Origin of the sequence: Desulfosediminicola ganghwensis (genome assembly GCF_005116675.2) — a bacterium.
Lineage (GTDB): Bacteria > Desulfobacterota > Desulfobulbia > Desulfobulbales > Desulfocapsaceae > Desulfopila > Desulfopila ganghwensis.
Map to the genome: position 1 here is coordinate 3,408,975 of NZ_CP050699.1, position 26,021 is coordinate 3,434,995.

Consider the following 26,021-nt stretch of genomic DNA (forward strand, 5'->3'; position numbering starts at 1 on the left):
AAGTCAAGGTATGGTTCATGTCGTGTGGATAATTGCCAATAATGATTACAGTGCCGGGGGCAATCTTATCGCCCTTACCTAACATTACACATATAAAATGGAATTAGCGATATTCATAGGACTAATAATTTTAATTCAAAAATGCCTGGAGAAATTCAATATTAAGATCAGGCATAAGAAAATCATCTTAGGCCTTCTTTGTATTCTGATTGTTATTTCTGCAATGTTAGGTCTTGCTTTGTTTTCACTGCGTAGTGGTAAGTACAGCAGTGGACTTAACATGTTCTTTGTCCCAATTGCAATCTCTATGCTATCGGTTATTGGTTTCATTAAAGCCTTGGGATCAAATGTGAAAATTTCAAACGAAAATAAAGCATTCCAAGCATCGAAAAAAAACATCATAGCCATGAGCGTTCCACTTGTCATAATTGTGTTCACTGCTGTCTCATAAATAACATCGCAATCTCAGATAAATAAAGGCTCGGAGAGCTACTTGTGTTAAAGTGAAATCGCCAAAAGTCATTTAAATACAAGGAGATCCGAGCCATGGCGCATTGTAACACAATTATCAATCAGATTGCTTCATTTCTTCCGAGACATGATTTTGAAAAATTGGCCAGAATGTACCATGGTGGCCAAAAGTTTCGCTCCTTCAACCGCTGGACCCAATTTATGTCGATGACTATTGCCCAGATAACCGGAAGGAAAAGCCTTCGTGATTTGATTAGCAATCTTGCCGTAAAGGGTAAACGCATCTATCACCTGGGCATGAGACCAACCAGCCGAGCGACTCTTTCGCGAGTCAACGAGCAGCAGCCTAACGATTTATACAGAGAACTCTTTTTCAAACTGCTCAAGCGGTGCGAGGAAAAGGCTCCACAACACCGCTTTAAATTTAAGGGAAAAATTTACCTCCTTGATGCTACAACCATCAAACTTTGTCTTTCTGTTTTTCCTTGGGCGACCTACCGCAAAACCAAAGGTGCGATCAAACCCCACTTCGGGCTTGATGCCGATGGCTATCTGCCAGTTTTTATGGACATGACAGATGGTAAAACACATGATCTTGAATGGGCAAGACCGCTTGACATCCCGCCAGGTTCGTGTGTCGTATTTGACCGTGGCTACACTGATTACAAATGGTATGGCGAACTCGACAAGCGGAAGATAACGTTCGTTACTCGACTCAAAAGCAACTCGGGAGCCTATCAATTCGGCAATCGACGAAAGCCAGATGCAGAAGATGTTTTGTCGGATTACAAAGTAAAGCTTCCAGGCCATCAATTTACTTTTCGCCTAATCAAGTATCGTGATTCTGAAACCGGAAAAGTGTACCAGTTTCTTACTAACTCTAAGAAGATCAAGGCTTCAGAGGTTGCCGGGATATACAAGGAGCGATGGCAAATTGAACTGTTTTTCAAGTGGATCAAGCAGAACCTGAAGGTCAAAACTTTTTTGGGAACCTCGGAAAATGCTGTACTGACCCAACTCTGGATCGCACTTTGCGTTTACCTCCTGCTCAGCTTTTTCAAGTTCATGGCAAAGTTTCGAGGTTCGATTTCTGAACTCCTAAGGTTATTGCAATTGAATCTTTTTGAAAAACGACCGTTGTCAGACCTACTGAAGCCGCCTGACAGAATTCGTAGGCCCCCTACTTCTCCACAACTTTACTTGTGGAATCAACTATGAGACAGCAGTGAATTGTGTTTGCAGATTATTCCTTCAAGTTACCAATATACAAACCGAATATTTTTAAACTTAGTGAACCTTCACCAGGCATGGCAGTCACTGCCTATGTCATATTTGCAATTATCTTGGCAATTTCAATGTATTAAGTTTTTAGAGTCAACAAAGAGTCTTTGTGTAAAACTATCGCCTTGGCACTAACCGGCTATTTTGTTTTTCAAACAACAATTTATAGCTTGGCTCTTATTTATGGCCTTATAAAAAGATATGAAGTTAGTTATACATGTTGGGGTGGTCTTCTATCACTATCATTTATTCCTGTGATTGGGTTCCTGGTAAGTATTTTACAGGAAAAAGACCATAATATTAAAGTGTAACAAAAACATCAGCATGGCCTCGCTAAAGCTCGATCGGTTGTGTCCACTTTATGCCAGGGAGAATAGAATATCGCTTAAATAGGGAGGTGAACTATCGTGAAAAATATCATTTTATGTCTCCTCAGAAGTATTCCTCTTTCCGCCTTAATTATTGGCTTTGGCTACCTTTACGTTTTTTTAATTATTCAAAATCCAGAAAAACTAGACTTTACTTTATTTGTATTAGGTTCAATCCCCATAGTAATATTTCTGCCAAGTGTTTTTAGCCAATCTAAAAGTGGGTGCTTGCACACACCAAAGGTTATCTTCCGAAAGGTTGATACGCTTGAGAAAAGAGGAGAGGGAAGAACGGAAAGCCTTTTCCCTGCACTAAGTTATGTTCTTGCAGGAATTATAACCTGGTTATTTAGTTCACTAATTTATTAAAAATAAAGCATAGCACAATGTGTAAGGAACGCGGAAGTTCTCCCTCCATCCGATTTAGTAGACACCAAAAATTAACTCGAATTTGATGGTGTTCGATGGCAGGAGACAACAGCCCAGGAATGATCTGGAATTATTGTGAATATTTAAAACTTGCGGCAATGAAATTTAGTCCATAGAGAGGAGTGAAGGTAAGAGAGAAAGTAACCAGAACATCTCCTTTTATTTGCTGTGTTTTTCGCTCATAATACTCCCCGGTAGCGGTATTGAGGTGAGTATCAAAAGGCTTCCATTCTCTTTACTGTATTGTCCCAGTATGCACCATTTTCCTGAACATTTTCTGGAATCATAGGCTTACTTTCCCGCAACATATTCAGTGCTATTCCGTTAGAGCCTGAATTTCCATTGATTTTCTCCAATAGCGTTGACGTCAGCCAATGCCGCCGCCTGGAATTAACCTCCTGATGGAACGGCGAAAATTAAAGATTCTGTTCTTGGTGTGAAGCACCGTGGTTATTTCTCTTTCAGCTCCGAGGTGGTTTGGGTCTAGCCGAACTCCTTCAATGTGCTGGCAACGTACCTGGTTATTCAAGTATAGGCTATTTTCTGGTAACGGCAGGTTGAAGATCTAATCCCCGAAAAGCTATATTGCTACTTTGCTACATCTGGATTCCATCCCCCAGAGAGAGTTGCACTATTACTCCGATTCAACCTGTAGCCATCTTGATCGAGTGAGAAAAAAATTTACAAAGAGAAGCATGTTTGTTAGTGTTTCCAGCTCGTATATACACTGTAAATGGTTCCTGATAACAAACGGTTGGGTTCGCTTTAGCGTTGTTCTTATAACGATAAGCAACACTTAACCATCTGATGATAAACAGCACTTTCACTCAATTATAATTGGGTTGCCTTATGGAATTGAACAGGCAGCCTTTTTTTGTGTCTCAGCCATTTGTTTTGACAAAGAAAAATCACCTTGACTGAGAGATGGGGCATCCATATTGTGATGGTAGTGGAATGAGGCAGGTTTGGAACCGTCAATGAGACGAATTCAAATGGTGTAAAGCATAAATGGGATATTACGAAAAGTTAGGTGTTGCCAAGAGCGCAACTACCAGTGAAATCAAGAAAGCTTACAGAAAACTTGCGCTGAAATATCACCCTGATAAAACCAAGGGCGACAAGGCATCTGAAGAAAAGTTCAAGGAAATCAGTGAAGCATATGCCGTCCTTTCTGATGCTGAGAAAAAAAGGCAGTATGATACGTATGGTTCTGCAGGTTTTCACCAGCGGTATTCACAGGAAGACATCTTCAGAAATTTTGATTTGAACGACATTTTGCGCCAATTTGGTTTTGGCGGTGGAATGGGTGGGCAGCATCAATCCGGTTTTAGCAACGGCATGGGAGGAGGAAACTATAATTTCTTCAACCAGGGCAACATGCACGGAGGAGGCTGTGGTGGCGGTTGTCACCAACCTGAAAAAGGCCAGGATATGACCTATCAGATCACCGTGACACTGGAGGAAATATTGAGTGGCGCGGAACGATCCATCTCCCTCAGAAAGAATGGTCAACCTGAGCAGGTAAGCGTAAAAATCCCTAAGGGTATCGAGGCAGGAAAGCGATTGCGCCTGCGCGGAAAAGGTGGCCCTTCGAGAAATGGTGGTCCATCTGGAGACCTTTACCTCAAAGTTGATGTTGCAGATCATGCAGTCTTCTCCCGTGACGGTGAAGATCTTATCGTAACCCAGCATCTCAATTTCAGTGATATCTGCATGGGAGGAAAGGTTGAAGTTCAAACTCTTGAGGGTAAGAAATTCAATGTGAGTGTGCCTAAGGGAACCATTGATGGTGCCAAGCTGAGAATTCGAGGCTATGGGTTACCGAGTGGGCCTTTGGGTGAACGGGGCAACCTCTACGTGAAGTTGGCAGTCAGGGTGCCTGAAGAGCTGAGCGAAGACCAGCTTAAGATTGTTGAACAGCTCAAGGAAGTAGGGCTTTAGACGTATACCTGCTATTCTGGCAGCTGCCATATAAAAAAAGGGGCTTGTGATTTCGATCACAAGCCCCTTTTTTATTTATAAATCTACAAACTAGAACTTCTGGTCTGCATATGCGAGCCAGCCACCAGCGCTGACAAGATCTTTATCGAACGAATTCATATCGAATGAGCATACCACAGGTTCTCCGCCTTTGGTGGAGGTTGCTGTCATTTCGCATTTGCTCATGTCTACATCAATGGCAACATCACCCTCTATGGCGAAGAGTTTGTTGATATCTTCCTTGGGGAGTTGGATTGCCAGAATGCCGCAGTTGAACATGTTCTGACGGAAAATGCGCGCAAAGCTCTCGGCGATGATAACGTTAATATCGTTGACTTCAAAAGCCCACACTGCATGCTCACGGGAAGAACCACAGCCGAAGTTCTCTCTGGCAACAACGACATTGGCGTTCTGCAGTGCCGGGGCAGTGGGATCGAAAGCCTTGCCGTCAAGAAGAAGATCTTCGAGGAGATGTGGTTTTAGTGCTGTCTTGGTGATCTCGGTCAGATATTTTGCCGGGATGATTTCGTCAGTATTAATGTCGTTTCTGTCAAAAAATATAGCAGGACCGCCAAACTTTTTCATGTGTATGCCTCGTATTAGTTAAGATATTCGCGGGGATCGACAATGGTGCCGGCAACAGCGGCGGCAGCTGCACTGTATGGGCTCATGAGATGAACCATACCGCCTTTACCCATTCGTCCGTTGAAGTTTCTGTTGGTGGTAGAAGCGCACACTTCGCCTTCAGCCAGAACACCGGAACTCATTCCAAGACAGGCGCCGCAGGTCGGGTTCAGAACGCAGAAGCCTGCATCCATGAAGATACGGATGATACCTTCTTCGAGAGCCTGGCTGTAAACAGCCGGGGTTGCAGGGGTAACGATTCCGCGCACGCCATCGGCAAGTTTCTTCCCTTTAAGGACCTGGGCGGCATCACGAAGGTCTTCAATTCTGCCGTTGGTACATGAACCGATATAAATCTGATCGACAGGGGAGCCGGCCAGTTCCTGAATGTCTTTGACCTGATCAGGTTTGAAGCCGTGAGTAACCTGTGGCGAGAGTTCAGTCACATCGATGGTCAACACCTGTTCATAGTCAGCGTCTGGATCTGAGTGCCATTTCTGGTAATCTGCAACGGCGTCATCAATTGTGGTGTACTCATCTTTGATAAACGGCCAGAGGTACTCAGCGGTAACCTTGTCCGGCATGCAGATGCCACAGGTGCCGCCAGCCTCGATTGCCATATTGCAAAGGGTCATACGAGCAGCCATTGACATGTTGTCTACAACCGGTCCGACAAATTCAATAATCCTGTCAGTTGCCCCGTTTACTGTGATTTTCTTAATGATTGCCAGAATGACGTCTTTGGCGGTTACACCGCGGCTCAATTCGCCCTCTAGGACCACTTTCATGGTTTTAGGGGTTCTAAAAGAGCAGACACCCTTGTAAATGCCAACTTCGAGGTCAGTGGTGCCGACACCTGCTGCAAAAGCACCGAAAGCGCCATGGGTGCAGGTATGAGAGTCTCCCATAATAATAGTGTAGCCTGGGCGGACGAAGCCTTTCTCCGGGAAGAGAGCGTGGCATACACCGTTTTGGCCTACGTCAAAAAAGTCCTTGATCTGGTGACGCTTGGCCCAGTCGCGCATGATTTTGCCCTGGGTTGCAGTCTTGGAATCTTTGGCAGGGGTTACATGATCGATAACTGCCTTGATTTTGGTGTTGTCAAAAACCTTGTCCATACCTTTTTCGACCAGATCCATAATGGCGATAGGAGTGGTGATTTCATGGCACATGACGACATCTAGATCGAGAACCATATTTTCCGGGGTCGGTTGGTCTCGCAAGTGAGCTTCAAATATTTTCTCAGCTATGGTTTTTCCCATGAGTAAGCTCCAGAAGTGTTGGGGTGTTGAATGTTGCAGTACTGTAAACATGCAGGATGCACTGTAGCTGCGTAATGACGAAATGCACCTAAGACAGCGCACGAAAGATAAGTAGGTTCGACATAGTACCCCAAAAATGCTATTCTTTCCAGAGTATAATTCTCTTAGTATTTCTGAATCGTTACATTTTTCTTCAAGGTTAAAAAAGCGAATGCGCCATTTTCTTTCTGTAATTCTGTTGTTTATTCTTACTCTCGCAAATGGGAGCACAGGTTATGGTGCTCATGGTATCACCCTGAACGGTGAACTGCGCTATCCCGCTGATTTCGAACAGTTCGAATATACTTCATCCGATGCTGCGGTCAAAGGCGGTGAGCTGGTGCTCCATGGCACAGGAGGGTTCGACAAAATGAATCCTTTTACCCTGAAGGGCACGGCTCCCGACCTTATTGAGATGCTCCTTTTTGATAGCCTTGGAGTCGCAAGCCTTGATGAGACTTCTGCAGAATATGGTCTTATAGCTCAGGATATTGAAGTTGCTGAAGACGGTCTCTCCATGGTGTATACCATTAACCCGAAAGCACGGTTCAGCGATGGAAGCCCGGTAACTGCTGAAGATGTAAAATTTTCCTTCGACACCTTGAAAGGCCCTGAAGTACATCCTTTTTATCCATATTACTATCGTGATATTAAAGAAATACTGGTTTTAGACGAGATGAGGGTACAGTTGTCGTTCAGCCAGCCGAACAGGGAATTGCCAATGATCGCGACCCAGGTCCCGGTAATGTCTCGGGCGGGCTATGAGGATGGCGAGAGTAGGGACGGATTTCCCAAAGCGCCCATTGGCTCCGGACCGTATGTGGTGGGAAAGGTGAAACCGAACAAATCTATTACCTATACACGAAATCCTGATTATTGGGCCAAAGATCATCCGACCCGGAAAGGGATGTTCAATTTCGATAAAATTACCATCGAATATTACAAAGACTCGGTGGTAGCTGTTGAGGCCTTTAAAGCCGGCGAGTTTGATATCCTTTCCGTTTATATTGCCAAACAGTGGGCCAGGGATATGGATGGCCCTGCATTTTCTTCAGGTCGGTTGAAGAAGGACTTGTTCCCGCATGGGAATAACGCCGGTATGCAGGGTTTTTTGATGAATAGCCGCAGGGAGCTTTTCAGTGATCGCAAGGTTCGTCGGGCAATAGGGTTGGCCTTTGATTTTGAATGGACCAACGAAGCACTCTTTTATGGTCAATACACCAGGGCCGATTCTTTTTTCAGCAATTCCTATCTGGCAGCTAGACAACTGCCGGAGGGACTGGAGCTCGAGTACTTAAACGAATATCGGGATACTCTGCCTGCAGAGGTCTTTAGCACTCCGCCGGCGCCACCAGCGGCCAGAGACTGGCGGGAACTGCGGGATAATCTACAGCAAGCCCAGGAGTTGCTCAAGGAAGCGGGATATGTGGTGAAAGACCAGAAACTGGTTGATAGCCAGGGGAAGCAATTTGAGTTTGAAATTCTTCTGGTTCAACCAACCTTTCAGCGGGTGATGGCCCCTTTCGTACGTAATCTTGAGAAGCTTGGCATGAAGGTGCAGTACAGAGCAATTGATATGACTCTTTACAGCTCGAGATTGAAAAAATTTGATTTTGATATGATCGTTATGAGCTATGGTCAATCTATGTCACCGGGCAATGAGCAGAGGAATTTCTGGCACTCGGAGGCAGCTGACAAAGAAGGGTCCAGAAATTATGCGGGAATACGTTCTCCGGCAATTGATGGTCTGGTAGATAAGGTTATTTATGCGCGTAATCAGGAACAATTAACAGCGGCTTGCAAAGCCCTGGATCGGGCACTCTGGTACGGCTATTATCTGGTGCCCAACTGGTATATGAGCGGTTACAGGATTGCCTATCGCGATAAATTTTTTATGCCTGAAGTGTTGCCAAAGTATTATTCTCCCAGCGCTTTATTTATGACCTGGTGGAGCCGTGAAAAGGCTGAATAGTTGAAAAATACAATTGTCTAAGCGTTTGAACACTATCTGGCCTCTGTCTCCCACTTTCGCTAAGCCTTCAAAATAGTGTGCTAAATGTTCGTTGCACCCTTGACTCCCTAACCTATTATTTGATATGAAGGAAAGTGTCCCCTAACGTGTTATGGGGCACGGTAAATCGGGCGCGGCCCGTTCTTTTCCGGCGCGACGGAGGACTTCCGTCGTATTAATAATGGGAGGATTTTCGGATGTCAGATCGTGTGAAAGGCAAGGTCAAATGGTTTAATGCAAGTAAAGGGTACGGTTTTCTGGAAAGGCCAGACGGGCAGGGTGATGTTTTCGTGCACTACAGCGCCATTAAGGGAGACGGTTTTCGCAGTCTCGAAGAAGGGGAACCGGTAGAATTTTCAGTGGCTAAAACTGAAAAAGGTCTACAGGCTGAAGATGTCTCAAAAGTGGATTGAGCGTTTTCAGTACAATGATTGCATGCCCTGACAATCGTAATGCACCATTGTCAGGGCATTTATTTATCTGATTCCCTATGAAGCCTCCAGAAATTGCGCTGGAGTCAGGCGCAAGGCGGCAGGGCATATGGGATACACTTCGAGGTTAAATGTTGAGTAAATTAAATAGAATATCTTACAACCTTGAACAACCGTTTAATAGCGAACCGGTATGATGAAATGTTGCTCCTGAACTCTTTCTCCAAACCCATCACAACTCTTAATTGAGGCCTGGCGCTAAACATACATGTTTTATATGTCATTCAATTTAGGTATGTGTTCCTTTTAAACAGCCTCAGCTTTCTGCTCCTCTGGTGGTTCCCAAGAGATCCCTGATTTGTCCGAAAGAATATTTTCATCGCGATAATGATACATATCTTGTATGTTCACAGGCCGAAATTACGTGCTAAATGGATCGAATTTCCGCATATGTAAATATACCCGCCCATAGAAAAAACTGTTATGCAATCAATACGTTTCTCATTAACTAGCCGTGAGGAGACCGAGAAATTCGGTTTCTCCCTTGGGGCGTCTGCAAAGCCTGGTGATGTCATTTGCCTCGATGGTGATCTCGGTGCAGGTAAGACCACACTTTCCCAGAGTATAGCCAGAGGTGTAGAGGTACCTGGAGACTGTTATGTCACCAGTCCATCATTTACTATCTTTCATGAGTATCCTGGCAGAATTCCGATGTACCACATGGATTTTTATCGCCTGGGAGACGCTGCGGAGGTGGAGGATCTCGGCTTTGATGAGTATTTTTATTTATCGGGTCTCACCGTCATTGAGTGGGCTATTCGGGCTGAAGAAATACTGCCTGAAGAACGCCTGCACATCATGATTGAAGTATCCGGAGACGAGTCGCGCGCAGTACAGTGCCTGTTTGCCGATAAGAGATGGCGTGAGCTTATCGAGAAAGCGTTGGATGATGCAGGTGTTTCGCAATAATCTGCGGGGTTGTTGTACTTTCAATTATATGAATGAAAATGAAAGGCTAGGAGAAAAGATCAATTGCAGGCATGTTTTCCTGGTACTGATAGGCACATTTTTGTACATGAAAATGCATGAAAGAAATGAAAAAAAGACCACACTGTGGTACTTTGTGAGCGTTTGTTTATAGCTGGTTATAATAACAGGAACAATTCAAAACTCGAAAAAGGTTTTAATACATAATGAAAAAGAAGACCCTGCAGTTTAATGACTGTCTCAAAACATTCACCAGGGATCAGGATAAGGCGATCAGCCCGGAAGATACCCTGAAGAGATTTTACCAACAGGTTGAAAAGCTTGACGTTAATATCATGAACGAGATTAACAGGATCGACAACGGAAGGCTCGATATCCCTGTTTACTTCAGTGTTTGTGGTGAAGATGCAAGTAAATTGACTGGTACCAAGAAGCAGATGGGTAAAGGTGCTTCTCCGGTTCAGGCAGAGGCGTCCGCCTGTATGGAGCTTGCCGAGCGCTTTTCCTTCTTTTCATTCAAAAACGATGCAGGCAACTTTATCACCGGTGATTATCCGCAAATGATAAAAGCGGGTTACCCGGTTATGTCCATGGAGTTGCTGCTTGAGTCGGTTCATGATACGACCACACCGGTTGCAACTCTTGAGAAGTTACTTGAAGGCATTCCAATGCAGTGGACCTGGTCCACCAATATCACCACTGGAGAGAATGTCCTGGTGCCTTTCTCCTGGTTTTTTGCAATCAATGAGTTTAACGGCCCATCCTCCGGTAATACCTATGAAGAGGCTGCCTTGCAGGGGCTCTGTGAGATCATTGAGCGTCATGTCTGCTCCCTGATTGATCATCAGGAAATAGAGACACCGCTCATAGACCCCGCTTCCGTAAAAGATCCGGTTGCCAAAGAGTTGCTTGAGAAATTTGAGAAGAACGGCATTGAGATGTATCTCAACGACTTCACACTCGATACCGGCATATGTACCGTAGGTGCCCTGGCTATCGATCGCTCCACTTTTCCTGGGTTGAGTGAGATAGTCTACACTGCCGGAACTTCTACCTGCCCTGAAAAAGCAGTAATCAGGGCAGTGACTGAGGTTGCCCAGCTTGCTGGTGACTTCAACAGTGGTGCAAACTATGTTGCCTCCGGTCTGCGTAAGCCGCTTTCCATGGATGAGGTAAAATATCTTACCGAGTCTTCAAAGTGTACGACCATTTCGAAGATGGCAAATCTCACCGATAACAACATGAGAGTTGAGCTTGAGAAAAGCATCAATGCGCTCAAAGAGCGGGGAATGCAGATTTTCATGATGGATGTAACCCATGAAAAACTGGATATCCCGGCATTGTACACCATTATTCCCGGCGCGCATTTCCGTGAGAGATCAATGGTTCAGGATGTTGGTCTTTTTGCAGCCAAGTTGCTGTTTGACCTGGTAGATGACCCGGAACTGCTTGAGAACAAGATGCAGCAGATGGAAGGCCTCATGCCGGAAGCGTACTTCCTGGAGTTTTATCGTGGTAAGAACTTCGTGACCATGGGCTTCCCTGAATCTGCCATTGCTCATTTCGACAAGGCACTGACCTTGAACCCCGAGCAGGAAGATCTGCCATACATATACTCCTATAAGGGCCACTGCCTGAAAGAGATGGAGAAATACGACGAGGCGATCAAGGTGCTGAAGCAGGGCACTGATGAAGATGATGAGCGTCCTGATCTACACAATATGCTTGGCGTATGCTTTTTTAAGAGAGAAGAGCATGAGACCGCAATCTATCATTTCAAGCGGGCTGTTGAGCTGAACCCGGCTTCTGGTATCGACTACGCAAACCTGGGCGTGAACTACAGCAGATTGGGAAAAAGGGATGAGGCTATCGAATATTTCACCGTCGCCCTGACCATAGACCCGTCGCTTGACTTTGCCAAGCAGGAGCTCTCCGGCCTGATGAAGGCAGAGTAGGGAGAACAGCGTCTCTCACCTTTATGAAACATAAAAAATCCGGGTCGCGACACATCGCAACCCGGATTTTTTTTGGTTCGAAAAAGAAAAAAGCTATTTTGGTATCAGGCTGGAGAGGCCTTCTTCGACCGACTGAAACGTTACAATTCTTCCCAGATCATCTCGAAACCGGGTGCCTGTGCTGGTGTCTGTGATGGGTTCACCAGAAAAATTCGAAGTAATAATCCCATAACGCCTTAAAACATCCTTCACTGTCGGCTGCAAGCCGCATAATGCGAGGACAGAAATCTTCTTATCGACAATCAGCGAGCAGAACAATCCGATAAGTTTAGAACCTATGATATTGAATCCAGAGAGGTCAAGAAAAAGAAATCTATCAATTTCCAGCAGGGGCTGACTCTCGTTGGCCGAGAGGAACTGTAATGCATTTTCCATATCTTCCAGGCCGTCTTTTATCGATTCGAACTCTGAAGCGCGAATAATTGTGACTCGACTGTCACTCATGGTGATATCAGTCATTAAAACCTCTTTGCACGAAACATAAATGTTATGGCGTTCCCTTTATCATTGAAATGTAAAGAGTCTGCGTAGCATTTCATGCCATATAGCCCACGCCCCTGTTTTTGGGATAATGGTGGTGGTTCTTCCGGTATGTCGGGTCTGAATCCTTCCCCCTCATCTGTTACACTGTATGTGTATGTATCTTTATCATGCCAGCACCGGATGGTTATTATCTTATGTTCCTGTTGTTTGTTGCCGTGTTCATAGGCATTTTCTATTGCCTCCATCAGGCAAAATTCTATTCGGTCTTTGATCTTCTGGTCCAGTTTTTGCCATTTGAGGTAACCGATCCGGAACTCATGCAAAAAGGAGGAGATGGCGTGGCGTTCGGTACGGATAGATTTTGTGAATACAATCATTTCTCTATTTTCTCTCAAGTACCAGCAAAGTCAGATCGTCACTGGCGGTGGCCCCGGCCAGGAAACTGTTTAGCTCCTTTGCCAAGTTAGTCAATACCTCCTGACAATCTATGAATCTGTTAGCAGACGTCAAGGACGAGATAAGCCGATCACGACCGAAAATCTCACCATCACTTCGAGATGACTCAACAATACCATCAGTATAAAGAATGAGTCTGTCGCCCTGTTGGAAGGTAAACGAAATCTCCTTGTATGGTGATGAACTCACCATGGCAAGTGGCAGACCGTTGAGTACCAATTCATGTATTCCTGAATTGTTGACCAGGAGCGGGTAGGGTTGTGCCGCATTACTCATGGTGCAGATGTCAGAAGTAAAGGCAAATGCTGAGGCTGCAATGAATTTTTCCGTGGTTAACAGACCGCAAAGGTCAGTATTCATGGTATCAAGGATTGCAGCAGGGGAATTACCATTATTTTTAATCTGATGCAGAAGGCCGATAATTCGCATGGAGATAAGGGCAGCAGATAGACCGTGACCACAGCTGTCGCCCAAAAATAACGAAACGGTACTATCGCTTTTACGAGTCAGAAAAAAATCACCTGATACAGGGCCATGGGCCTTATTGTAGACGCACGCCTCGATACCGATTTCATTGAACAGTGAAATTGTAGAGTGTGCATCCGTCAGGAATCTGGCCTGAATACGTGCCCCATCAGAGATATCTTCCTTAACCCTGCGTTCAAGGTATCTGTTACGAAGCAGGGTCTTAACCCGGGCAACTAGTTCTTCTTCGGCGAAAGGTTTTTGGAGGTAGTCGTTGGCACCTGCATCCAGGGCTTTGACGATGTTTTTAGTTTCAGTCCTGGCGGTCAGCATCAGGACAGGTATGTCCTTCAGGTTGGCATCCGCTTTCAGGCAGGCCAGCATCTCAAATCCATCTATAATCGGCATCATGATGTCGAGCAAAATGATGTCGGGGATGATGTCTTTGGCGATAGTGAGTCCCATCTCGCCATTTTCGGCATTGTAGATAGGGAGATTCAGGTGTTCGAGACTGATGGCACAGATATCACGGTTTATTTCATTGTCATCGACAACGAGAATACCGCCGTTTTGCCTTGAGGGAATGGTTTTGAATACCGCCATATCAATAACAGCCTGTTCCGGTTATTTCTTTTTTTTCTGCAGCCACAGGGCTTTAGTGAGGTTTTCCTCTGAAACCAATCCTTCTTTTAAAAGGATCTGGCCAATTTTTTCAGGTTGTTCAGATGTAGGAAGCGTAAAGTGAAATGAGGTAAGGCCGTTCTCGCTCTCTGCCCAGATGATTCCGTGCATATCGTTGAGAATCCGCCTGCAGATGGAGAGACCGAGGCCTGTTCCACCTGCCCCCGTTCTGGTGATGCTGCTCTGATAAAATTTATCGAAAATCGCTTCCGATTCATTCTTTGGAATGCCTATTCCTGTGTTGATTATAGTCGTGCGCAGGCAGTCTGAGTTGTTTAAAGACTTGTCTTTATGGAAGAATATTTCAACAGTACTGCCAGGTGTACTGAACTTGAGAGCATTGGAGAGAATGTTTCTGATTACCTGACCAAGGCGCTGCCTGTCAAAGCTGGCAACAGGTTTAAAGGGTGGATCATTAAGTTTAAAGTTGATCTTCCTTTCTTCAGCAAGGGGTGTGAATTCTGCCAGCGCCTGAGAAAACTCTTCACGTATATCATCAAAGCAAAAGGTGTACTCCATTTTGCCCGCCTCAAGCTTGGAGAGATCAAGCAGACCGTCTATGAATGGAAACAGTCGATGGGCAGATTTACTTATCTGGTTGAAGTAATGGCCGAGGTCGCTTCTGGGTGAATCCTGGTACTTTTTCTCGCCATATCTTGAGTAGCTCAGTATGGCGTGTAAAGGAGTACGCAATTCATGGGACATGTTGGCGAGGAAATCACTTTTGGCATCGTTGGCTCTTTCCGCTGCCTCTTTGGCCAGTCGAAGGCGTTTTTCATAGATCGCACCTTGGGTGATATCGCGATCTATCCCTCTAAAACCTGCAAACAAGGTCCGGTTTCTCAGGGTCTTGAAGACCGGTTCCCCGCTGGACTGCATGGTGATTTCCTGACCATCTTTGTGTTTGAAAGTGTAATTCCAGTCTTTAAATTTTTTTATCTGTAAATCTCTGGTTTGTATTTCAGAGAAAAATTTATCGGCGGTAGCCGGATTGCGTAATAAAAGGTATTGGTGGCCCAGTAATTCTTCAGGACTGTAACCAAGGATTTCATAGCATTTGGGGCTGGCATAAGTGTACAGTCCATTGGCGTCTATTTCCCAGATAAAATCACTCGTGGTTTCAGTGAGATTGCGAAACCGCAGTTCGCTTTCCTGCAAAGCCTTGAGGGCCGATTGGTGTCTTCGAATTTCTCTTCTCAATCTTTCATTGGTTTCTATCAGATAACTACTGTTTGCTTCAGTGCGACTTGACGAAGTTGAGAGTTGATTTTGGTCAGCAGGAGTGCTGTCTTTTTCTGATCTTTCAACAACTGCTATCGGCTTGGTAATTGTGAAGGTAAATATTCTCTTGGTGACAGTGCTGTCATCCGTAAAAGAAGCGTGAGAAATGATAGTCTTGGGAAAATTCCTTTGAATTTCAAAACTCCAGAGAGGCCAACCAATTTTGAGAGTGGTAAACGAATTTGTATGGGCCAGTATATCTTTGCGGAAGGAGTCATCTTTGAAAACATCAGAGAAATCAGACAGAAGATCGAAAATATTTCTCTCAACAATTTCAATTTGTTCTTTGCCGCAGAGTTTACTGAATAAAGGGGTGCAGTAATGAATAGACAAGGATTGATTTGTTATCACAACTGCTGTCTGCTCGGGTAAATATGCCTCCAATTTTCCAGATAGATTGCTGAATGAGAAGGTTATAGGATGAACACGCAATGTGACCATGGAATACTGTGGAATATGTCTGCTCATGGTACGTATGTGGCCAAAGACTGGTACTATTTTCGTTGCTAAATCAAAGAAAAGTCAAGGAGAAAAACATTTATCAAGATGTGGAGCAAGCAGGGCAAAGTTGATGCCAGATACACAGGCTATATCTGATAGGTAATTGATGAAATAATAATTTTTTCATCAAGAACATGATCAGGCTATTGCAGGCTCATTTCACTTGCACCAGACGGGATGTATGCTATCTATTCATTCATAAAAGCTTAATTGAAAGCACTGAACAGGAGCAGGTGTAACAATCTATGCTCCTTGGGGCAGGCCAAACTATTTGTAAAAAAAATGTCGAAATTATCGAGAGATCAGATTTTGAAAACATGCATTATTTATAAAACCGAAGGCGGCAGGGCAATTGCGGAAAGGATTGCTGCTTCGCTTGAGGGTACCACTATTCTGCCCCTTGAAGAAAAAGTCGCTCTTCAATTATCCCACGCCTGGCATGAATTTGACGGCATTATTTGTGTAATGGCTGCGGGTATCGTTGTTCGTTCAATTGCTCAACTTATAAAAGACAAACTGACCGATCCCTGCCTGATAGTACTCGATCAGGAAGGCAGGCATGTGATCAGTTTACTTTCGGGTCATCTCGGTGGGGGAAATGCACTTGCTTTAAAAGTAGCAGAGATCACAGGAGGGACTGCTGTGATTACTACAGCAAGTGATGTGCTGGGTAAAACCGCGCTGGATCTGTGGGCAAAGAGAAACTCTCTGTCGGTGGACAGCAAGGATAAATTGACCAGGGCATCTGCCAAGATGGTAAATGAAGGCTCCGTAACAATTTTCAGCACCCTGGCACTTGATTTCTTGCCCGCAGATATAGTGAGATACGATGAAAGGGATACGGCTGATATTGTCGTAACCATTAATAAATACATGACATCAAATGCGCTCTGTTGTATACCAAGAATCCTCTACATCGGCGTCGGCTGTAACCGTGGAACCGGGGTAAATGATATTGCAGAGTCGTTTGGCGAATTGTGCGATGCACATGATATCAACCCGAACGCTGTCGCCGGATTGGCAAGTGTCGATGTGAAGCATGATGAGGAAGGAATTTTGGCTTTTGCCGAATCGATAGGTTTGAAGCCGGACTTTTTTTCCCGAGATCAGTTGAATGGTGTTAAAGACGTTTCTTTTTCAGCGGCGGCAATGAAAGCAGTTGGTGTTCAGGGTGTTGCTGAGCCGGCAGCTCTTCTTGCTGCACAGGCTGATGGTTCTGAGGCAGAACTTATTGTACGGAAGATGAAGTGGAAAGACGTAACCCTTGCAGTAGCGGAAAGGAAAAAGAATAGATGGGAATGATACACGTAGTTGGTACGGGTCCCGGGGCAGTAGCAAGCATTACTCCGGAGGCAGTCGGATGCATTCAGGATTCAGATATTGTTATTGGCTATTCCACCTATCTGGATCTCATCGAGCCATATCTTGATGGCAAGAAAGTTATTTCTTCCAAAATGATGCAGGAGGTGCAGCGTTGCAACACAGCATTCGATGAAGCTGAGAAGGGCGCAGTCGTCACCATGATCTCAGGAGGCGATCCGGGCATTTATGCCATGGCGGGACTGATCTACGAGATAGCCGCCGAGCGGGACACCGATGTGTCCATCAACGTGGTTCCAGGGCTTGCGGCGCTTAATAGCTGCGCAGCCCGGCTTGGTGCACCGTTGATGCATGATTTTGTAGCGATAAGCCTCTCTGATCTGCTGACGCCAATGGAGCTTATCGAAAAAAGAATTGAGGCTGCGGCTTCTGCTGACTTTGTGATCGTTCTCTATAACCCGAAGTCAAAGCGCCGTACCGCCCACATTGAAAAAGCTCAGGAAATTATCAGCAAGTATCGTGATTCTGATACTCCTGTAGGTATCGTCACAGCGGCCACCAGGGAACATGAGACTGTTGTGGTAACAACCTTGAAGGATATGCTTGCTGAAGAAATTAACATGCAGTCCTGCGTGCTCATCGGTAATAGCTCCACTTTCACCTGGCGCGACAAAATGGTGACACCCAGAGGGTACAAAGACAAATACTCACTCTGATACGGAGTCGATATGCCGAAGACGCTATACCTGATGCGTCATGGAGATACTGGGGCAGGGGGTAGATTTATAGGCAGTACAGACCTGCCGGTGAGCCAAAGCGGATTTGCCAGGATCGACACCACTGCCGAGATGCTGCGGGAGACCGGCATCTCAAAGGTTCTCTGTAGCCCAATGCTTCGATGTCGCCAGACTTTCGAGAGAATTGGGCTCGCTTGTGCTGTTGATTTTCAGGAAAACCTGCGTGAAGTTCATTTCGGACTCTGGGAAAACAAAACGTTTTCCGAAATAAACAAGGAGTGGCCGTCTGAGGTGGACTCGTGGGCTTCCTGGTCAGAAGAGTTCCGTTTTCCAGGGGGAGAGAAGACAGCCGATTTCCTCAGTCGTATTCAATCCATCAAAAGATATATAGACGACCTTGATCAGGAAAAAGTCCTGATTGTCAGTCATGGTGGTGTTATCAGGCAGTTGATTTGTCTCTATCTCGGTCTTTCTCCGGTCAATTATCTCTTATTCGATATAAAAGCGGGCTGCTATTCAACCCTCACACTTTTTAGTGAGGGCGGGATACTCACTACGCTTAATTCAGGGTATTCAGCATGAGCACATTTACACTGGTTACGGGTGGAGCGCGTTCAGGAAAAAGCTCCTACGCTCTGGAACAATGTGAAGAGCAGGGCGGGAATCGTTGCTTCATTGCCACCTGCCCCGTGATTGATCCGGAAATGGATGATCGCATCAGGGCTCATAAGCTTGAGCGCCAGGGCAGAAACTGGCATTCCATTGAAGAAGAGGTCAATCTGGCCGCAAAACTGGACGAACTTCACCAATCGCAAGTTGTACTTATTGATTGCCTTACGCTATGGGTGAACAACCTGATGTACCGCTCTTCACAAGTTCAAAAGACTTTTGGCGAGCAGGAAATAAAAGCTGAGGCAGAAAAGCTGCTGGAGGCCATAGAAAGATTTCCCGGCCATGTTTGCTGTGTAACCAACGAGGTTGGATTGGGCATAGTGCCTGACAATGCTCTTGCACGTAAATACAGGGATCTGGTCGGCAGTTGCAACCGCTATCTTGCTAAAAATGCAGACGAAGTTATACTTGTTTCCTGCGGGATACCATTGGCTTTGAAATCCCGCAGTAACTGATTTAAACCGAGAATCACCAACAACGGATATTAGGTATGGGTTTACTGGAAACAACCAAACAAGCAATTTTCCCACAAGATTCAGAAGCGCGCGACTTGGCAAAGGCGCGGCTCGATAACCTGGCTCTTCCCCATTGGGCACTTGGAGATATAATGGATCTCGGTCTTGATTTGGCTGGGATTACTAAGACAATCACGCCCGAGATTAAAAAGAAGGCTATTGTCACCATGGCTGGTGATCATGGCGTGGTGGCGGAAGGGGTCAGCAAGTTTCCAAGCGAAGTAACTCCCCAGATGGTTTACAACTTCGTACGTGGCGGTGCCGGTATCAATGCCCTGGCACGACAGGCGGGTGCGGATGTATTCGTGGCCGATATGGGCGTTGCCGCCGATCTCAGTGAGCTTGCCAGGGATGGCAAAATATTCGATAAAAAAGTTGGCTTTGGCACCAATAATATTGCTGCAGGTCCGGCGATGAGTGACGCCATGGCGCGCAAGGCTTTAGAAGCCGGTATCGAGATCGCCAATGAGCTTTCGAAGGAGTACGACATATTCGGGACCGGCGATATGGGGATCGGCAATACCACACCATCAACCGCAATCGCCGCAGTATGTACCGGAAAAGATGTTGCTGAGCTGACTGGCAGAGGTACCGGGCTTGATGACGATCAGCTCCTGCACAAGATCGAGGTGGTGAAAAAGGCCATCGAGATCAATAAGCCGGATCCCAAAAACGGAATTGATATCCTTGCCAAAGTAGGTGGTTTTGAAATTGGCGGAATAGCAGGTCTGATTCTGGGCGCAGCGGCACACAGAAAACCAGTGGTTATCGATGGTTTTATTTCTACCGCAGGTGCTCTTATTGCCTATAAAATTGAACCGTTTGTACGGGACTACCTCATCTTTGCCCATCGTTCTGTGGAGCCGGGGCACAAGCACATGCAGGAAGCGCTGGGCTGCACCAGACCGCTGCTCGATTTGAACTTTCGCCTCGGGGAGGGAACTGGAGCAGCCCTTGCCATGAATGTGGTTGAAGCGGCTGTCGCTGTCATGACAGAGGTGTTGACCTTTGAAGAAGCTGCAGTTGCCGGCGCAGACAAGTAGGCTGCGCTGAACTCATTTCATTTCTAGCAATGTAAAAAATGTTCTTCCCTGTCTGTCCTTATAAAAAGAGGATGTTTCTGGAGGCAGGGAAGCGTTGCTTCATATAACAGCCCCAATGCAGGCTTTAAGGGGCGTAAAAGGAAAGGGCCATTATGATTCCGTTCTTTACTGCCTTACGATTTCTTACAGTGATTCCAATATCGTGGCGTGCTGAGCGTGATGGCGAACTTTTCAAGCAGAGCATTTACTATTTTTCCCTTATTGGTTTATTGATAGGCAGTTGTGGCTGGTTAATGGTATCAGCGCTCGGCTTTATTCTACCCAACTCCTGTGTTGCCTTTTTTGCTTTATTCTATCTATCTGCAATATCCGGTTTTTTGCATCTGGACGGGCTTGCCGACAGCGGTGATGGGCTTCTCAGCTATCGACCAAAAGATGCTTCGCTGAACATTATGAAAGATAGCAGAACCGGTGCCATGGGGGTCGTGGTATTGATGATGGTGCTGCTGGGCAAATACTCTTCACTTTCAAGCCTTCCTGTTTCAACTATTGCTCTAGCCGTATTCTTTATGCCCCTCGCTGGTCGTACTGCAATTCTGGTAACCATGGCGGCGAACAATTATGCCCGACCTGAGGGAGGACTTGGTGGACTGTTCTATTCCTCACGTTCGTTAAAGGCAGCTCTTGCCGGATGTTTGCTGTTATTTGTTGTCGCAACTTTCGTCGCTGGCCTGAAATATGCCGCAGTTGTGGTTTGTTGCATGTTGTTCACCGTGTTGATTTTTTCCCTGTTCTGCAGAAAGCGGATAGGAGGAGTAACGGGTGACACCCTTGGGGCGATGTGTGAGCTGACAGAATTGGCCATTGCTCTTGCAGTAGTTGTGATGTTTACCATCAATGGCTGAAAGAAAATTGCATACGTGGTGGCAGAAGCAGAATTGCTGAGCAAATAGTTAACAGAACTTACTAGGAATTATTTGATGACAGAAATACCTGGCAGGAATCGAACTGGACATGGCGGAAATATTCACGCAGTTCTTCAACAGGCTGGATGTGAATATGGTGAAATTTTAGATTTCAGCGCCAACATAAACCCGCTTGGACCACCTGAGTGGTTGCGCTCCATGGTTTCCCGGGAGTTGGACAAAGTCCTGCACTACCCGGACCCGGATTATAGTGATCTGGTCGAAGAGATTGCCAGGTTCTACAAGGTTGATTCGGATCAGGTTATTCCGGCAAACGGATCGACAGAACTGTTATACATCCTGCCACGGCTGCTTGGCTGTAAACGCGCTGTTATTCCGGTACCTTCATATATCGATTATGTTCGTGCTGTTGAATTGGCCGGGCTTGAAGTATTGCCGTTGGTATTGAAGGAAGATGATGATTTTCAGCTGGATCTAAAAGAGTTGAGCAGGGTCATTGGAGATGATGATCTGGTGATTTTCGCTTCTCCGAACAACCCTACAGGCAGCATGGTGGAGGCTGATGCAGTCCTGGCTCTGGCGACTGATTTTCCCGGGACGAAATTCATTATAGATGAAGCATTCCTCGATTTTGTCGAAGGTGGAGTGAGTGTTGGCGGCAAATTGCCAAACCTCATAACACTGAACTCCATGACCAAATTTTTCGGTGTCCCCGGGTTGCGACTCGGGTTTGGACTGATGCCTGCGGATATTGCCGCCGCAGTAAAGCAGGTTATGCCCCCCTGGACCTTGAACAGCCTTGCCCAGTCCTTTGGTGTCGAGTGCCTGCGCGATGAAGAGTACCATACTGAAAGTAGAAAATATGTGGTGGCCCTCAAAGATACGTTGTCGAACGATCTGGCAGCATTAGAACCGTTGACGGTATATCCGTCCCATGCGAATTATCTGCTGCTCCGTTTAAATAATGGGGTGACTGCCCCCGAGCTTGCACAAAGAGTGCTGAAAAGTGGAATCCTGATTCGGTGCTGCGACAATTACAACGGCCTTGATGAACGGTTTTTCAGGGTTGCGGTACGTACCGAGCAGGAAAATGAACGTCTGGTATCGGCGCTGAAATCCGGGCTTATGATCGAAAGAGAAGCGAAGATCACAAGCAGGAAGCGTACCCCGGCAATCATGTTTCAGGGTACTTCCTCTAATGCCGGTAAATCTGTTTTGACCGCTGCTCTCTGTCGCATTCTGCTGCAGGATGGCGTGCGGGTTGCTCCTTTTAAGGCCCAGAACATGTCCCTTAACTCCTTTGTTACCAGAAATGGTGAAGAGATGGGAAGGGCACAGGTCGTTCAGGCGCAGGCAGCAAAGTTAGATCCCGATGTGCGGATGAACCCCATCCTGCTGAAACCAAACTCCGATACGGGGAGCCAGATCATTGTTTGCGGCAAACCTGTCGGCAACATGTCCGTTCTTGATTATGGCAGGTATAAACCTGAGGCTTGGCAGGCAGTGCGCCAGTGCTACGATAGTCTGGCAGACGAGTATGAAGCGATTGTGCTTGAAGGCGCAGGTTCACCCGGTGAAGTAAACCTGAAGGCCGAAGATATCGTAAACATGCGTATGGCCCGTTACGCTGATTCCCCGGTTCTGCTCGTCGGAGATATCGACAGGGGAGGGGTCTACGCCTCTTTTGTGGGTACCATGGAGGTGCTTGCCCAGTGGGAGCGCGACCTCATAGGCGGTTTTGTGGTTAACCGGTTCAGGGGGGATGCATCACTTCTTACCAGCGCGCATGATTATTTGCTGCAACATACCGGTAAAAGCTCCCTGGGGGTCGTGCCGTACCTGATGGATCTGGGGTTGCCGGAAGAGGATTCAGTTTCCTTTAAAGAAGGAATTTTTCACAGGGAATCCAAGGAGAATGAAGCGGTCGATATTGTATTGATTAACTTCCCGCATATCTCCAATTTTACAGATGTGGAACCCTTTCTCGATGAGCCGGATGTGAGCCTGCGGGTCGTCGACACGGTATCGGAACTTGGCAACCCTGATGCTATTCTTCTGCCTGGCTCAAAAAACGTTATAGGCGACCTGAGCTTCCTCCTTGATCGTGGTTTTGGCGATGTCCTCAGGCAGAAAGCGGAGACAGGTTGCGAGATAGTCGGGATCTGCGGAGGGTATCAGATTCTCGGCAGGGAAATTGATGATCCGATTGGTCTGGAATCAAACCTGAAAAGTCTCGCAGCGCTTGGGCTCATGGATATGACCACCGAACTCAAGCCGGAAAAGCAGCTGACGCGCCAGAAAGGGGTGCATTTACCTTCGGGCCTCGAAATTTTCGGTTATGAGATCCATCATGGTGTTTCAAACTCAGCCTTAAAGCCTGTGGTGGAATTTGATTCAGGTGGCTATTGCGGTTCGTTGTCCACTGCCGCTAATGTCTGGGGATCATATTTGCACGGAATCTTTGACAGTGACAACTTTCGTCGCTGGTTTATTGATAACCTGCGCGAGAGAAAAGGGTATAGGCGACTTGAAGAGGTCCAGGCTCCTTATGATCTCGAGAGTGCTTTTGATCGCCTGGCAGATACGGTTCGTAACAATATCGATATGGATCAGGTGTATAAACTACTCAAAATTTGATTACGGGTTCTTCGGGATCTTCTGGACCGTTTCTATATGCTTTTTTCTTTGCAATTCATGGGCAGTATGCTGCTCGACTTTATTTTTGGTGACCCAAGGTCAATCCCGCACCCGGTACGCGGGATTGGCTGGTTGTGCACCAGTTATGAGACTGTCACCAGGGCGATATTTGGCAATGCCCGTTCTGCGGGAACTGTAGCATTTCTGCTCGTGCTGTTAAGCACCGTAGCGATTGTTACAGCCTTGCTGATGTTTATCCATTCATTCTCCATCTGGGCAGAGGCCGTCGCTTCGGTATTGGTATTGTACAGCAGTGTTGCCTGTCGGGACCTGCAAAGACACAGCATGGAAGTCTATAATGCTCTGACTGGAGGTGCATCAATTGAAATTTCCAGGCAGAAAGTAGCCTGTATAGTCGGCAGGGATACCGCATCACTCGATGAAGCCGGAGTCAGCCGGGCCACAGTCGAGACTGTGGCGGAGAATCTGGTGGATGGCGTGACGGCACCGGTATTTTTCGCAATACTGTTCAGCGCGTTGCCCCTGGACGGGATACTCTCTCCAATCGCACTTGCCGCCATAGGGGCCTATTTTTATAAGGCAATCAATACTATGGACTCCATGTATGGCTATAAAAATGAGCGGTATATCAAGTTTGGCACGGTGGCTGCCAGAGTCGATGATTGCGTAAATTTTATACCAGCCAGAATTACCGGTGTAATTCTGGTCGTTACCGCCTGGTTGCTGAGGCTCGATGCAAAAGCGAGCTGGCGGGTGTTGTTGCGGGACAGACTCCAGCATTCAAGCCCGAATGCCGGCCATCCTGAAGCCGCCGTGGCAGGTGCCCTGGGGATTCAGCTTGGCGGCACCTCCGACTATTTCGGTAAGGCGGTGCACAAGCCGACTATCGGCGATGCAGTACGAGCTGTCTCGCCACGGGATATACAATTGACAAACAGGATTATGTTCGTGTCATCATTTCTGTTTGTCGTACTCTTTTTAGCTCTTCGATATTGGATTGTACAATGGTGAATTCCGGCAGATCCGAATTTCTGATAGGTGCGACCAAAAGTGGATCAGGCAAGACCTTAATAACCCTGGGCATATTGGCAGCACTGGCAAAGCGGGGGATAGATGTACAGCCGTTCAAGTGCGGGCCGGACTTTATCGATCCGACTCTGCATCAACTCGTTGTGCCGAGGCCATCAATCAATCTCGATTTGCAGATGATGGGGGAGGAGGGGTGTCGTAACTCCCACCACTTTTATGCTGCTGATGCCGAGGCCGTGGTTGTTGAAGGGGTAATGGGGTTATTCGATGGGGGACTGGCCAGCTCTGCGGCTTTGGCAAAATCACTGGATATCCAGGTGTTGCTAATCGTCGATGTGCGCTCAGCAGCCGAGAGTGTGGCCGCTGTGGTTAAAGGTTTCGAAACGTATAGTCCTGACACCAGGTTACTCGGGGTGATATGCAACAGGGTTGGGTCGAGCAGGCATCGTCAGTTAATAGAAGACGCGATTTCGGCCTCGTGCCAGACTCCGATTCTTGGTTTTTTCCCAAGAGATGTCGATTTTGAAATGCCATCACGGCATCTTGGTCTGCATATGGGGCATGAAATAGACCAGGATCAGCGACGAATGGAAAAGTTGATCCAGACAGTAGAGGATTCAATTGATTTAGACAAATTACTTGAACTTTCTCTGAAAAAAAATCCTATCACCCCTGATCTTCGCGCGGATGATTCGCAGGTTCAACAAAATACCAAACCTCGCCTCGCTGTAGCCAGGGACGAGGCGTTTTGTTTCTACTACCCTGAGAATATAAGAATATTTGAAGAGTGCGGCTTCGAGATAGTAAATTTCAGTCCGTTACATGATAACGCACTGCCTGATGATATTGCGGGTATCTATCTTGGCGGCGGATATCCCGAGCTGTACGCCCAGCAGTTGTCTGCAAATATTTCTATGAGAAATATTATCAGAAACTGGGCAGATGATGGTAAGTTCATATACGGTGAATGTGGTGGATTTATGTATATGACCGATGATATTGTCGATCACGATGGCCGGTTACATGAAATGGCTGGGATTTTCCCAGTATCAGTCGTGATGAAGAAGCGTCTGTCCAGACTTGGCTATCGTAGCCCGGAGCTGGTAACAGATTGTTTGCTTGGCGATGGTGGCGAGCAATTTTTCGGTCATGAATTTCACTACTCAGACATTGTCGATCGGGCAGATGAACTCGAGTTTTTGTACACATTAGCTGATGGCAGGAAAGAAGGGTGCAAGAGGGCTCAAGCCTATGGCAGTTATATTCACCTCCATTTTGCCCGTAATGTTAAGAGTATAAAAAAACTTCTGGAAGAGCTGGAAGTTAATCGAGCAAAGCGTGGATAACGTATTAAGA

At 46.4% G+C, this 26,021-nt stretch carries 23 protein-coding genes; 17 read left to right on the forward strand and 6 right to left on the reverse strand.

Annotation, left to right across the window (positions count from 1 at the left end; genetic code table 11):
• Positions 1-97 precede the first annotated feature (97 nt).
• The 4 genes from FCL45_RS14470 to FCL45_RS14485 all read left to right on the forward strand — a co-directional run bounded on the left by FCL45_RS14470 (position 98) and on the right by FCL45_RS14485 (position 4,490).
• Positions 98-451 (forward strand): hypothetical protein, encoded by a 354-nt coding sequence (locus FCL45_RS14470; RefSeq protein ID WP_136799298.1) that lies wholly within the window; start codon positions 98-100, stop codon positions 449-451.
• 95 nt (positions 452-546) lie between these two features.
• Positions 547-1,689, forward strand: a complete 1,143-nt coding sequence (locus FCL45_RS14475; RefSeq protein WP_136799297.1) for an IS4 family transposase — start codon at positions 547-549, stop codon at positions 1,687-1,689.
• 470 nt (positions 1,690-2,159) lie between these two features.
• Positions 2,160-2,489 (forward strand): hypothetical protein, encoded by a 330-nt coding sequence (locus FCL45_RS14480; RefSeq protein WP_136799296.1) that lies wholly within the window; start codon positions 2,160-2,162, stop codon positions 2,487-2,489.
• Between the two features lie 1,068 nt (positions 2,490-3,557).
• The gene (locus tag FCL45_RS14485; protein ID WP_136799295.1) at positions 3,558-4,490 is read left to right on the forward strand and encodes a DnaJ C-terminal domain-containing protein; all 933 of its coding nucleotides are present in this window, start codon (positions 3,558-3,560) and stop codon (positions 4,488-4,490) included.
• Positions 4,491-4,580: 90 nt separating this feature from the next.
• On the opposite strand, the gene FCL45_RS14490 is transcribed toward FCL45_RS14485, so the two are convergent.
• Both FCL45_RS14490 and FCL45_RS14495 read right to left on the reverse strand, forming a co-directional pair.
• Positions 4,581-5,114 (reverse strand): 3-isopropylmalate dehydratase small subunit, encoded by a 534-nt coding sequence (locus FCL45_RS14490; RefSeq protein ID WP_136799294.1) that lies wholly within the window; start codon positions 5,112-5,114, stop codon positions 4,581-4,583.
• A 14-nt stretch (positions 5,115-5,128) separates the two neighbouring features.
• Complete coding sequence (locus FCL45_RS14495; protein WP_136799293.1) at positions 5,129-6,415, reverse strand: 3-isopropylmalate dehydratase large subunit; 1,287 nt, start codon at positions 6,413-6,415, stop codon at positions 5,129-5,131.
• Positions 6,416-6,626: 211 nt separating this feature from the next.
• Between FCL45_RS14495 and FCL45_RS14500 the strand changes: the two genes are divergently transcribed.
• The 4 genes from FCL45_RS14500 to FCL45_RS14515 all read left to right on the forward strand — a co-directional run bounded on the left by FCL45_RS14500 (position 6,627) and on the right by FCL45_RS14515 (position 11,838).
• Positions 6,627-8,426 carry an extracellular solute-binding protein gene (locus tag FCL45_RS14500; protein ID WP_136799292.1) on the forward strand — a complete coding sequence of 600 codons (1,800 nt, stop codon included), beginning with the start codon at positions 6,627-6,629 and terminating at the stop codon, positions 8,424-8,426.
• Between the two features lie 236 nt (positions 8,427-8,662).
• The gene (locus tag FCL45_RS14505; protein WP_136799291.1) at positions 8,663-8,878 is read left to right on the forward strand and encodes a cold-shock protein; all 216 of its coding nucleotides are present in this window, start codon (positions 8,663-8,665) and stop codon (positions 8,876-8,878) included.
• A gap of 501 nt (positions 8,879-9,379) precedes the next feature.
• Positions 9,380-9,865, forward strand: coding sequence for a tRNA (adenosine(37)-N6)-threonylcarbamoyltransferase complex ATPase subunit type 1 TsaE (gene tsaE / locus FCL45_RS14510; protein ID WP_136799290.1), 486 nt, complete (start codon positions 9,380-9,382; stop codon positions 9,863-9,865).
• Positions 9,866-10,089: 224 nt separating this feature from the next.
• Positions 10,090-11,838: a YcaO-like family protein gene (locus FCL45_RS14515; protein WP_136799289.1), complete on the forward strand. Its 1,749-nt coding sequence runs from the start codon at positions 10,090-10,092 to the stop codon at positions 11,836-11,838.
• Between the two features lie 93 nt (positions 11,839-11,931).
• Here the strand turns inward: FCL45_RS14515 and FCL45_RS14520 are convergent, their stop codons facing one another.
• From FCL45_RS14520 to FCL45_RS14535, 4 genes are read right to left on the reverse strand one after another with little or no spacing between them, the layout of a single operon-like run.
• The gene (locus FCL45_RS14520; RefSeq protein ID WP_136799288.1) at positions 11,932-12,357 is read right to left on the reverse strand and encodes an STAS domain-containing protein; all 426 of its coding nucleotides are present in this window, start codon (positions 12,355-12,357) and stop codon (positions 11,932-11,934) included.
• Entirely contained in the window at positions 12,357-12,758 is a 402-nt protein-coding gene (locus tag FCL45_RS14525) for an ATP-binding protein (RefSeq protein ID WP_136799287.1), read from the reverse strand. The genes FCL45_RS14520 and FCL45_RS14525 overlap by 1 nt, the downstream gene beginning before the upstream one ends.
• Positions 12,759-12,762: 4 nt before the next feature.
• On the reverse strand, positions 12,763-13,905 hold the full coding sequence (locus FCL45_RS14530) for a fused response regulator/phosphatase (protein WP_136799286.1): 1,143 nt from the start codon (positions 13,903-13,905) through the stop codon (positions 12,763-12,765).
• Between the two features lie 21 nt (positions 13,906-13,926).
• Positions 13,927-15,615: a sensor histidine kinase gene (locus FCL45_RS14535; protein WP_167495878.1), complete on the reverse strand. Its 1,689-nt coding sequence runs from the start codon at positions 15,613-15,615 to the stop codon at positions 13,927-13,929.
• A gap of 459 nt (positions 15,616-16,074) precedes the next feature.
• Here FCL45_RS14535 and FCL45_RS14540 point away from each other — a divergent pair, with 459 nt between their 5' ends.
• The 9 genes from FCL45_RS14540 (at position 16,075) to FCL45_RS14580 (ending at position 26,011) form a co-directional block, all read left to right on the forward strand.
• Positions 16,075-17,067, forward strand: a complete 993-nt coding sequence (locus FCL45_RS14540) for a cobalt-precorrin 5A hydrolase (protein ID WP_167495877.1) — start codon at positions 16,075-16,077, stop codon at positions 17,065-17,067.
• Positions 17,058-17,801, forward strand: coding sequence for a precorrin-3B C(17)-methyltransferase (gene cobJ, locus FCL45_RS14545; protein ID WP_136799283.1), 744 nt, complete (start codon positions 17,058-17,060; stop codon positions 17,799-17,801). The genes FCL45_RS14540 and cobJ overlap by 10 nt, the downstream gene beginning before the upstream one ends.
• 12 nt (positions 17,802-17,813) lie before the next feature.
• The gene (locus tag FCL45_RS14550; protein ID WP_136799282.1) at positions 17,814-18,404 is read left to right on the forward strand and encodes a histidine phosphatase family protein; all 591 of its coding nucleotides are present in this window, start codon (positions 17,814-17,816) and stop codon (positions 18,402-18,404) included.
• A complete protein-coding gene (gene cobU / locus FCL45_RS14555) occupies positions 18,401-18,949 on the forward strand; it encodes a bifunctional adenosylcobinamide kinase/adenosylcobinamide-phosphate guanylyltransferase (RefSeq protein WP_136799281.1) in 549 nt (182 codons plus the stop codon). The genes FCL45_RS14550 and cobU overlap by 4 nt, the downstream gene beginning before the upstream one ends.
• Positions 18,950-18,984: 35 nt before the next feature.
• A complete protein-coding gene (gene cobT, locus FCL45_RS14560; protein WP_136799280.1) occupies positions 18,985-20,052 on the forward strand; it encodes a nicotinate-nucleotide--dimethylbenzimidazole phosphoribosyltransferase in 1,068 nt (355 codons plus the stop codon).
• Between the two features lie 152 nt (positions 20,053-20,204).
• A complete protein-coding gene (cobS, locus tag FCL45_RS14565; protein WP_136799279.1) occupies positions 20,205-20,957 on the forward strand; it encodes an adenosylcobinamide-GDP ribazoletransferase in 753 nt (250 codons plus the stop codon).
• Positions 20,958-21,032: 75 nt separating this feature from the next.
• Entirely contained in the window at positions 21,033-23,615 is a 2,583-nt protein-coding gene (locus FCL45_RS14570; RefSeq protein ID WP_136799278.1) for a cobyric acid synthase, read from the forward strand.
• Between the two features lie 36 nt (positions 23,616-23,651).
• On the forward strand, positions 23,652-24,647 hold the full coding sequence (cbiB, locus tag FCL45_RS14575) for an adenosylcobinamide-phosphate synthase CbiB (RefSeq protein ID WP_136799277.1): 996 nt from the start codon (positions 23,652-23,654) through the stop codon (positions 24,645-24,647).
• A complete protein-coding gene (locus tag FCL45_RS14580) occupies positions 24,641-26,011 on the forward strand; it encodes a cobyrinic acid a,c-diamide synthase CobB (protein WP_136799276.1) in 1,371 nt (456 codons plus the stop codon). Before cbiB ends, FCL45_RS14580 begins: the two co-directional genes overlap by 7 nt.
• Positions 26,012-26,021: the final 10 nt, after the last annotated feature.

Excerpts from the sequence above, each read along its gene's own strand:
- cobU (WP_136799281.1), top strand. The coding sequence starts at position 18,401 with ATGAGCACATTTACACTGGTTACGGGTGGAGCGCGTTCAGGAAAAAGC.
- FCL45_RS14495 (WP_136799293.1), bottom strand. The coding sequence starts at position 6,415 with ATGGGAAAAACCATAGCTGAGAAAATATTTGAAGCTCACTTGCGAGAC.
- FCL45_RS14490 (WP_136799294.1), bottom strand. The coding sequence starts at position 5,114 with ATGAAAAAGTTTGGCGGTCCTGCTATATTTTTTGACAGAAACGACATT.
- FCL45_RS14515 (WP_136799289.1), top strand. The coding sequence starts at position 10,090 with ATGAAAAAGAAGACCCTGCAGTTTAATGACTGTCTCAAAACATTCACC.
- FCL45_RS14525 (WP_136799287.1), bottom strand. The coding sequence starts at position 12,758 with ATGATTGTATTCACAAAATCTATCCGTACCGAACGCCACGCCATCTCC.
- FCL45_RS14485 (WP_136799295.1), top strand. The coding sequence starts at position 3,558 with ATGGGATATTACGAAAAGTTAGGTGTTGCCAAGAGCGCAACTACCAGT.
- cobT (WP_136799280.1), top strand. The coding sequence starts at position 18,985 with ATGGGTTTACTGGAAACAACCAAACAAGCAATTTTCCCACAAGATTCA.
- FCL45_RS14520 (WP_136799288.1), bottom strand. The coding sequence starts at position 12,357 with ATGACTGATATCACCATGAGTGACAGTCGAGTCACAATTATTCGCGCT.
- FCL45_RS14470 (WP_136799298.1), top strand. The coding sequence starts at position 98 with ATGGAATTAGCGATATTCATAGGACTAATAATTTTAATTCAAAAATGC.
- tsaE (WP_136799290.1), top strand. The coding sequence starts at position 9,380 with ATGCAATCAATACGTTTCTCATTAACTAGCCGTGAGGAGACCGAGAAA.
- FCL45_RS14580 (WP_136799276.1), top strand. The coding sequence starts at position 24,641 with ATGGTGAATTCCGGCAGATCCGAATTTCTGATAGGTGCGACCAAAAGT.
- FCL45_RS14570 (WP_136799278.1), top strand. The coding sequence starts at position 21,033 with ATGACAGAAATACCTGGCAGGAATCGAACTGGACATGGCGGAAATATT.
- cobJ (WP_136799283.1), top strand. The coding sequence starts at position 17,058 with ATGGGAATGATACACGTAGTTGGTACGGGTCCCGGGGCAGTAGCAAGC.
- FCL45_RS14505 (WP_136799291.1), top strand. The coding sequence starts at position 8,663 with ATGTCAGATCGTGTGAAAGGCAAGGTCAAATGGTTTAATGCAAGTAAA.
- FCL45_RS14550 (WP_136799282.1), top strand. The coding sequence starts at position 17,814 with ATGCCGAAGACGCTATACCTGATGCGTCATGGAGATACTGGGGCAGGG.
- cobS (WP_136799279.1), top strand. The coding sequence starts at position 20,205 with ATGATTCCGTTCTTTACTGCCTTACGATTTCTTACAGTGATTCCAATA.
- FCL45_RS14530 (WP_136799286.1), bottom strand. The coding sequence starts at position 13,905 with ATGGCGGTATTCAAAACCATTCCCTCAAGGCAAAACGGCGGTATTCTC.
- FCL45_RS14500 (WP_136799292.1), top strand. The coding sequence starts at position 6,627 with ATGCGCCATTTTCTTTCTGTAATTCTGTTGTTTATTCTTACTCTCGCA.
- FCL45_RS14475 (WP_136799297.1), top strand. The coding sequence starts at position 547 with ATGGCGCATTGTAACACAATTATCAATCAGATTGCTTCATTTCTTCCG.
- cbiB (WP_136799277.1), top strand. The coding sequence starts at position 23,652 with ATGCTTTTTTCTTTGCAATTCATGGGCAGTATGCTGCTCGACTTTATT.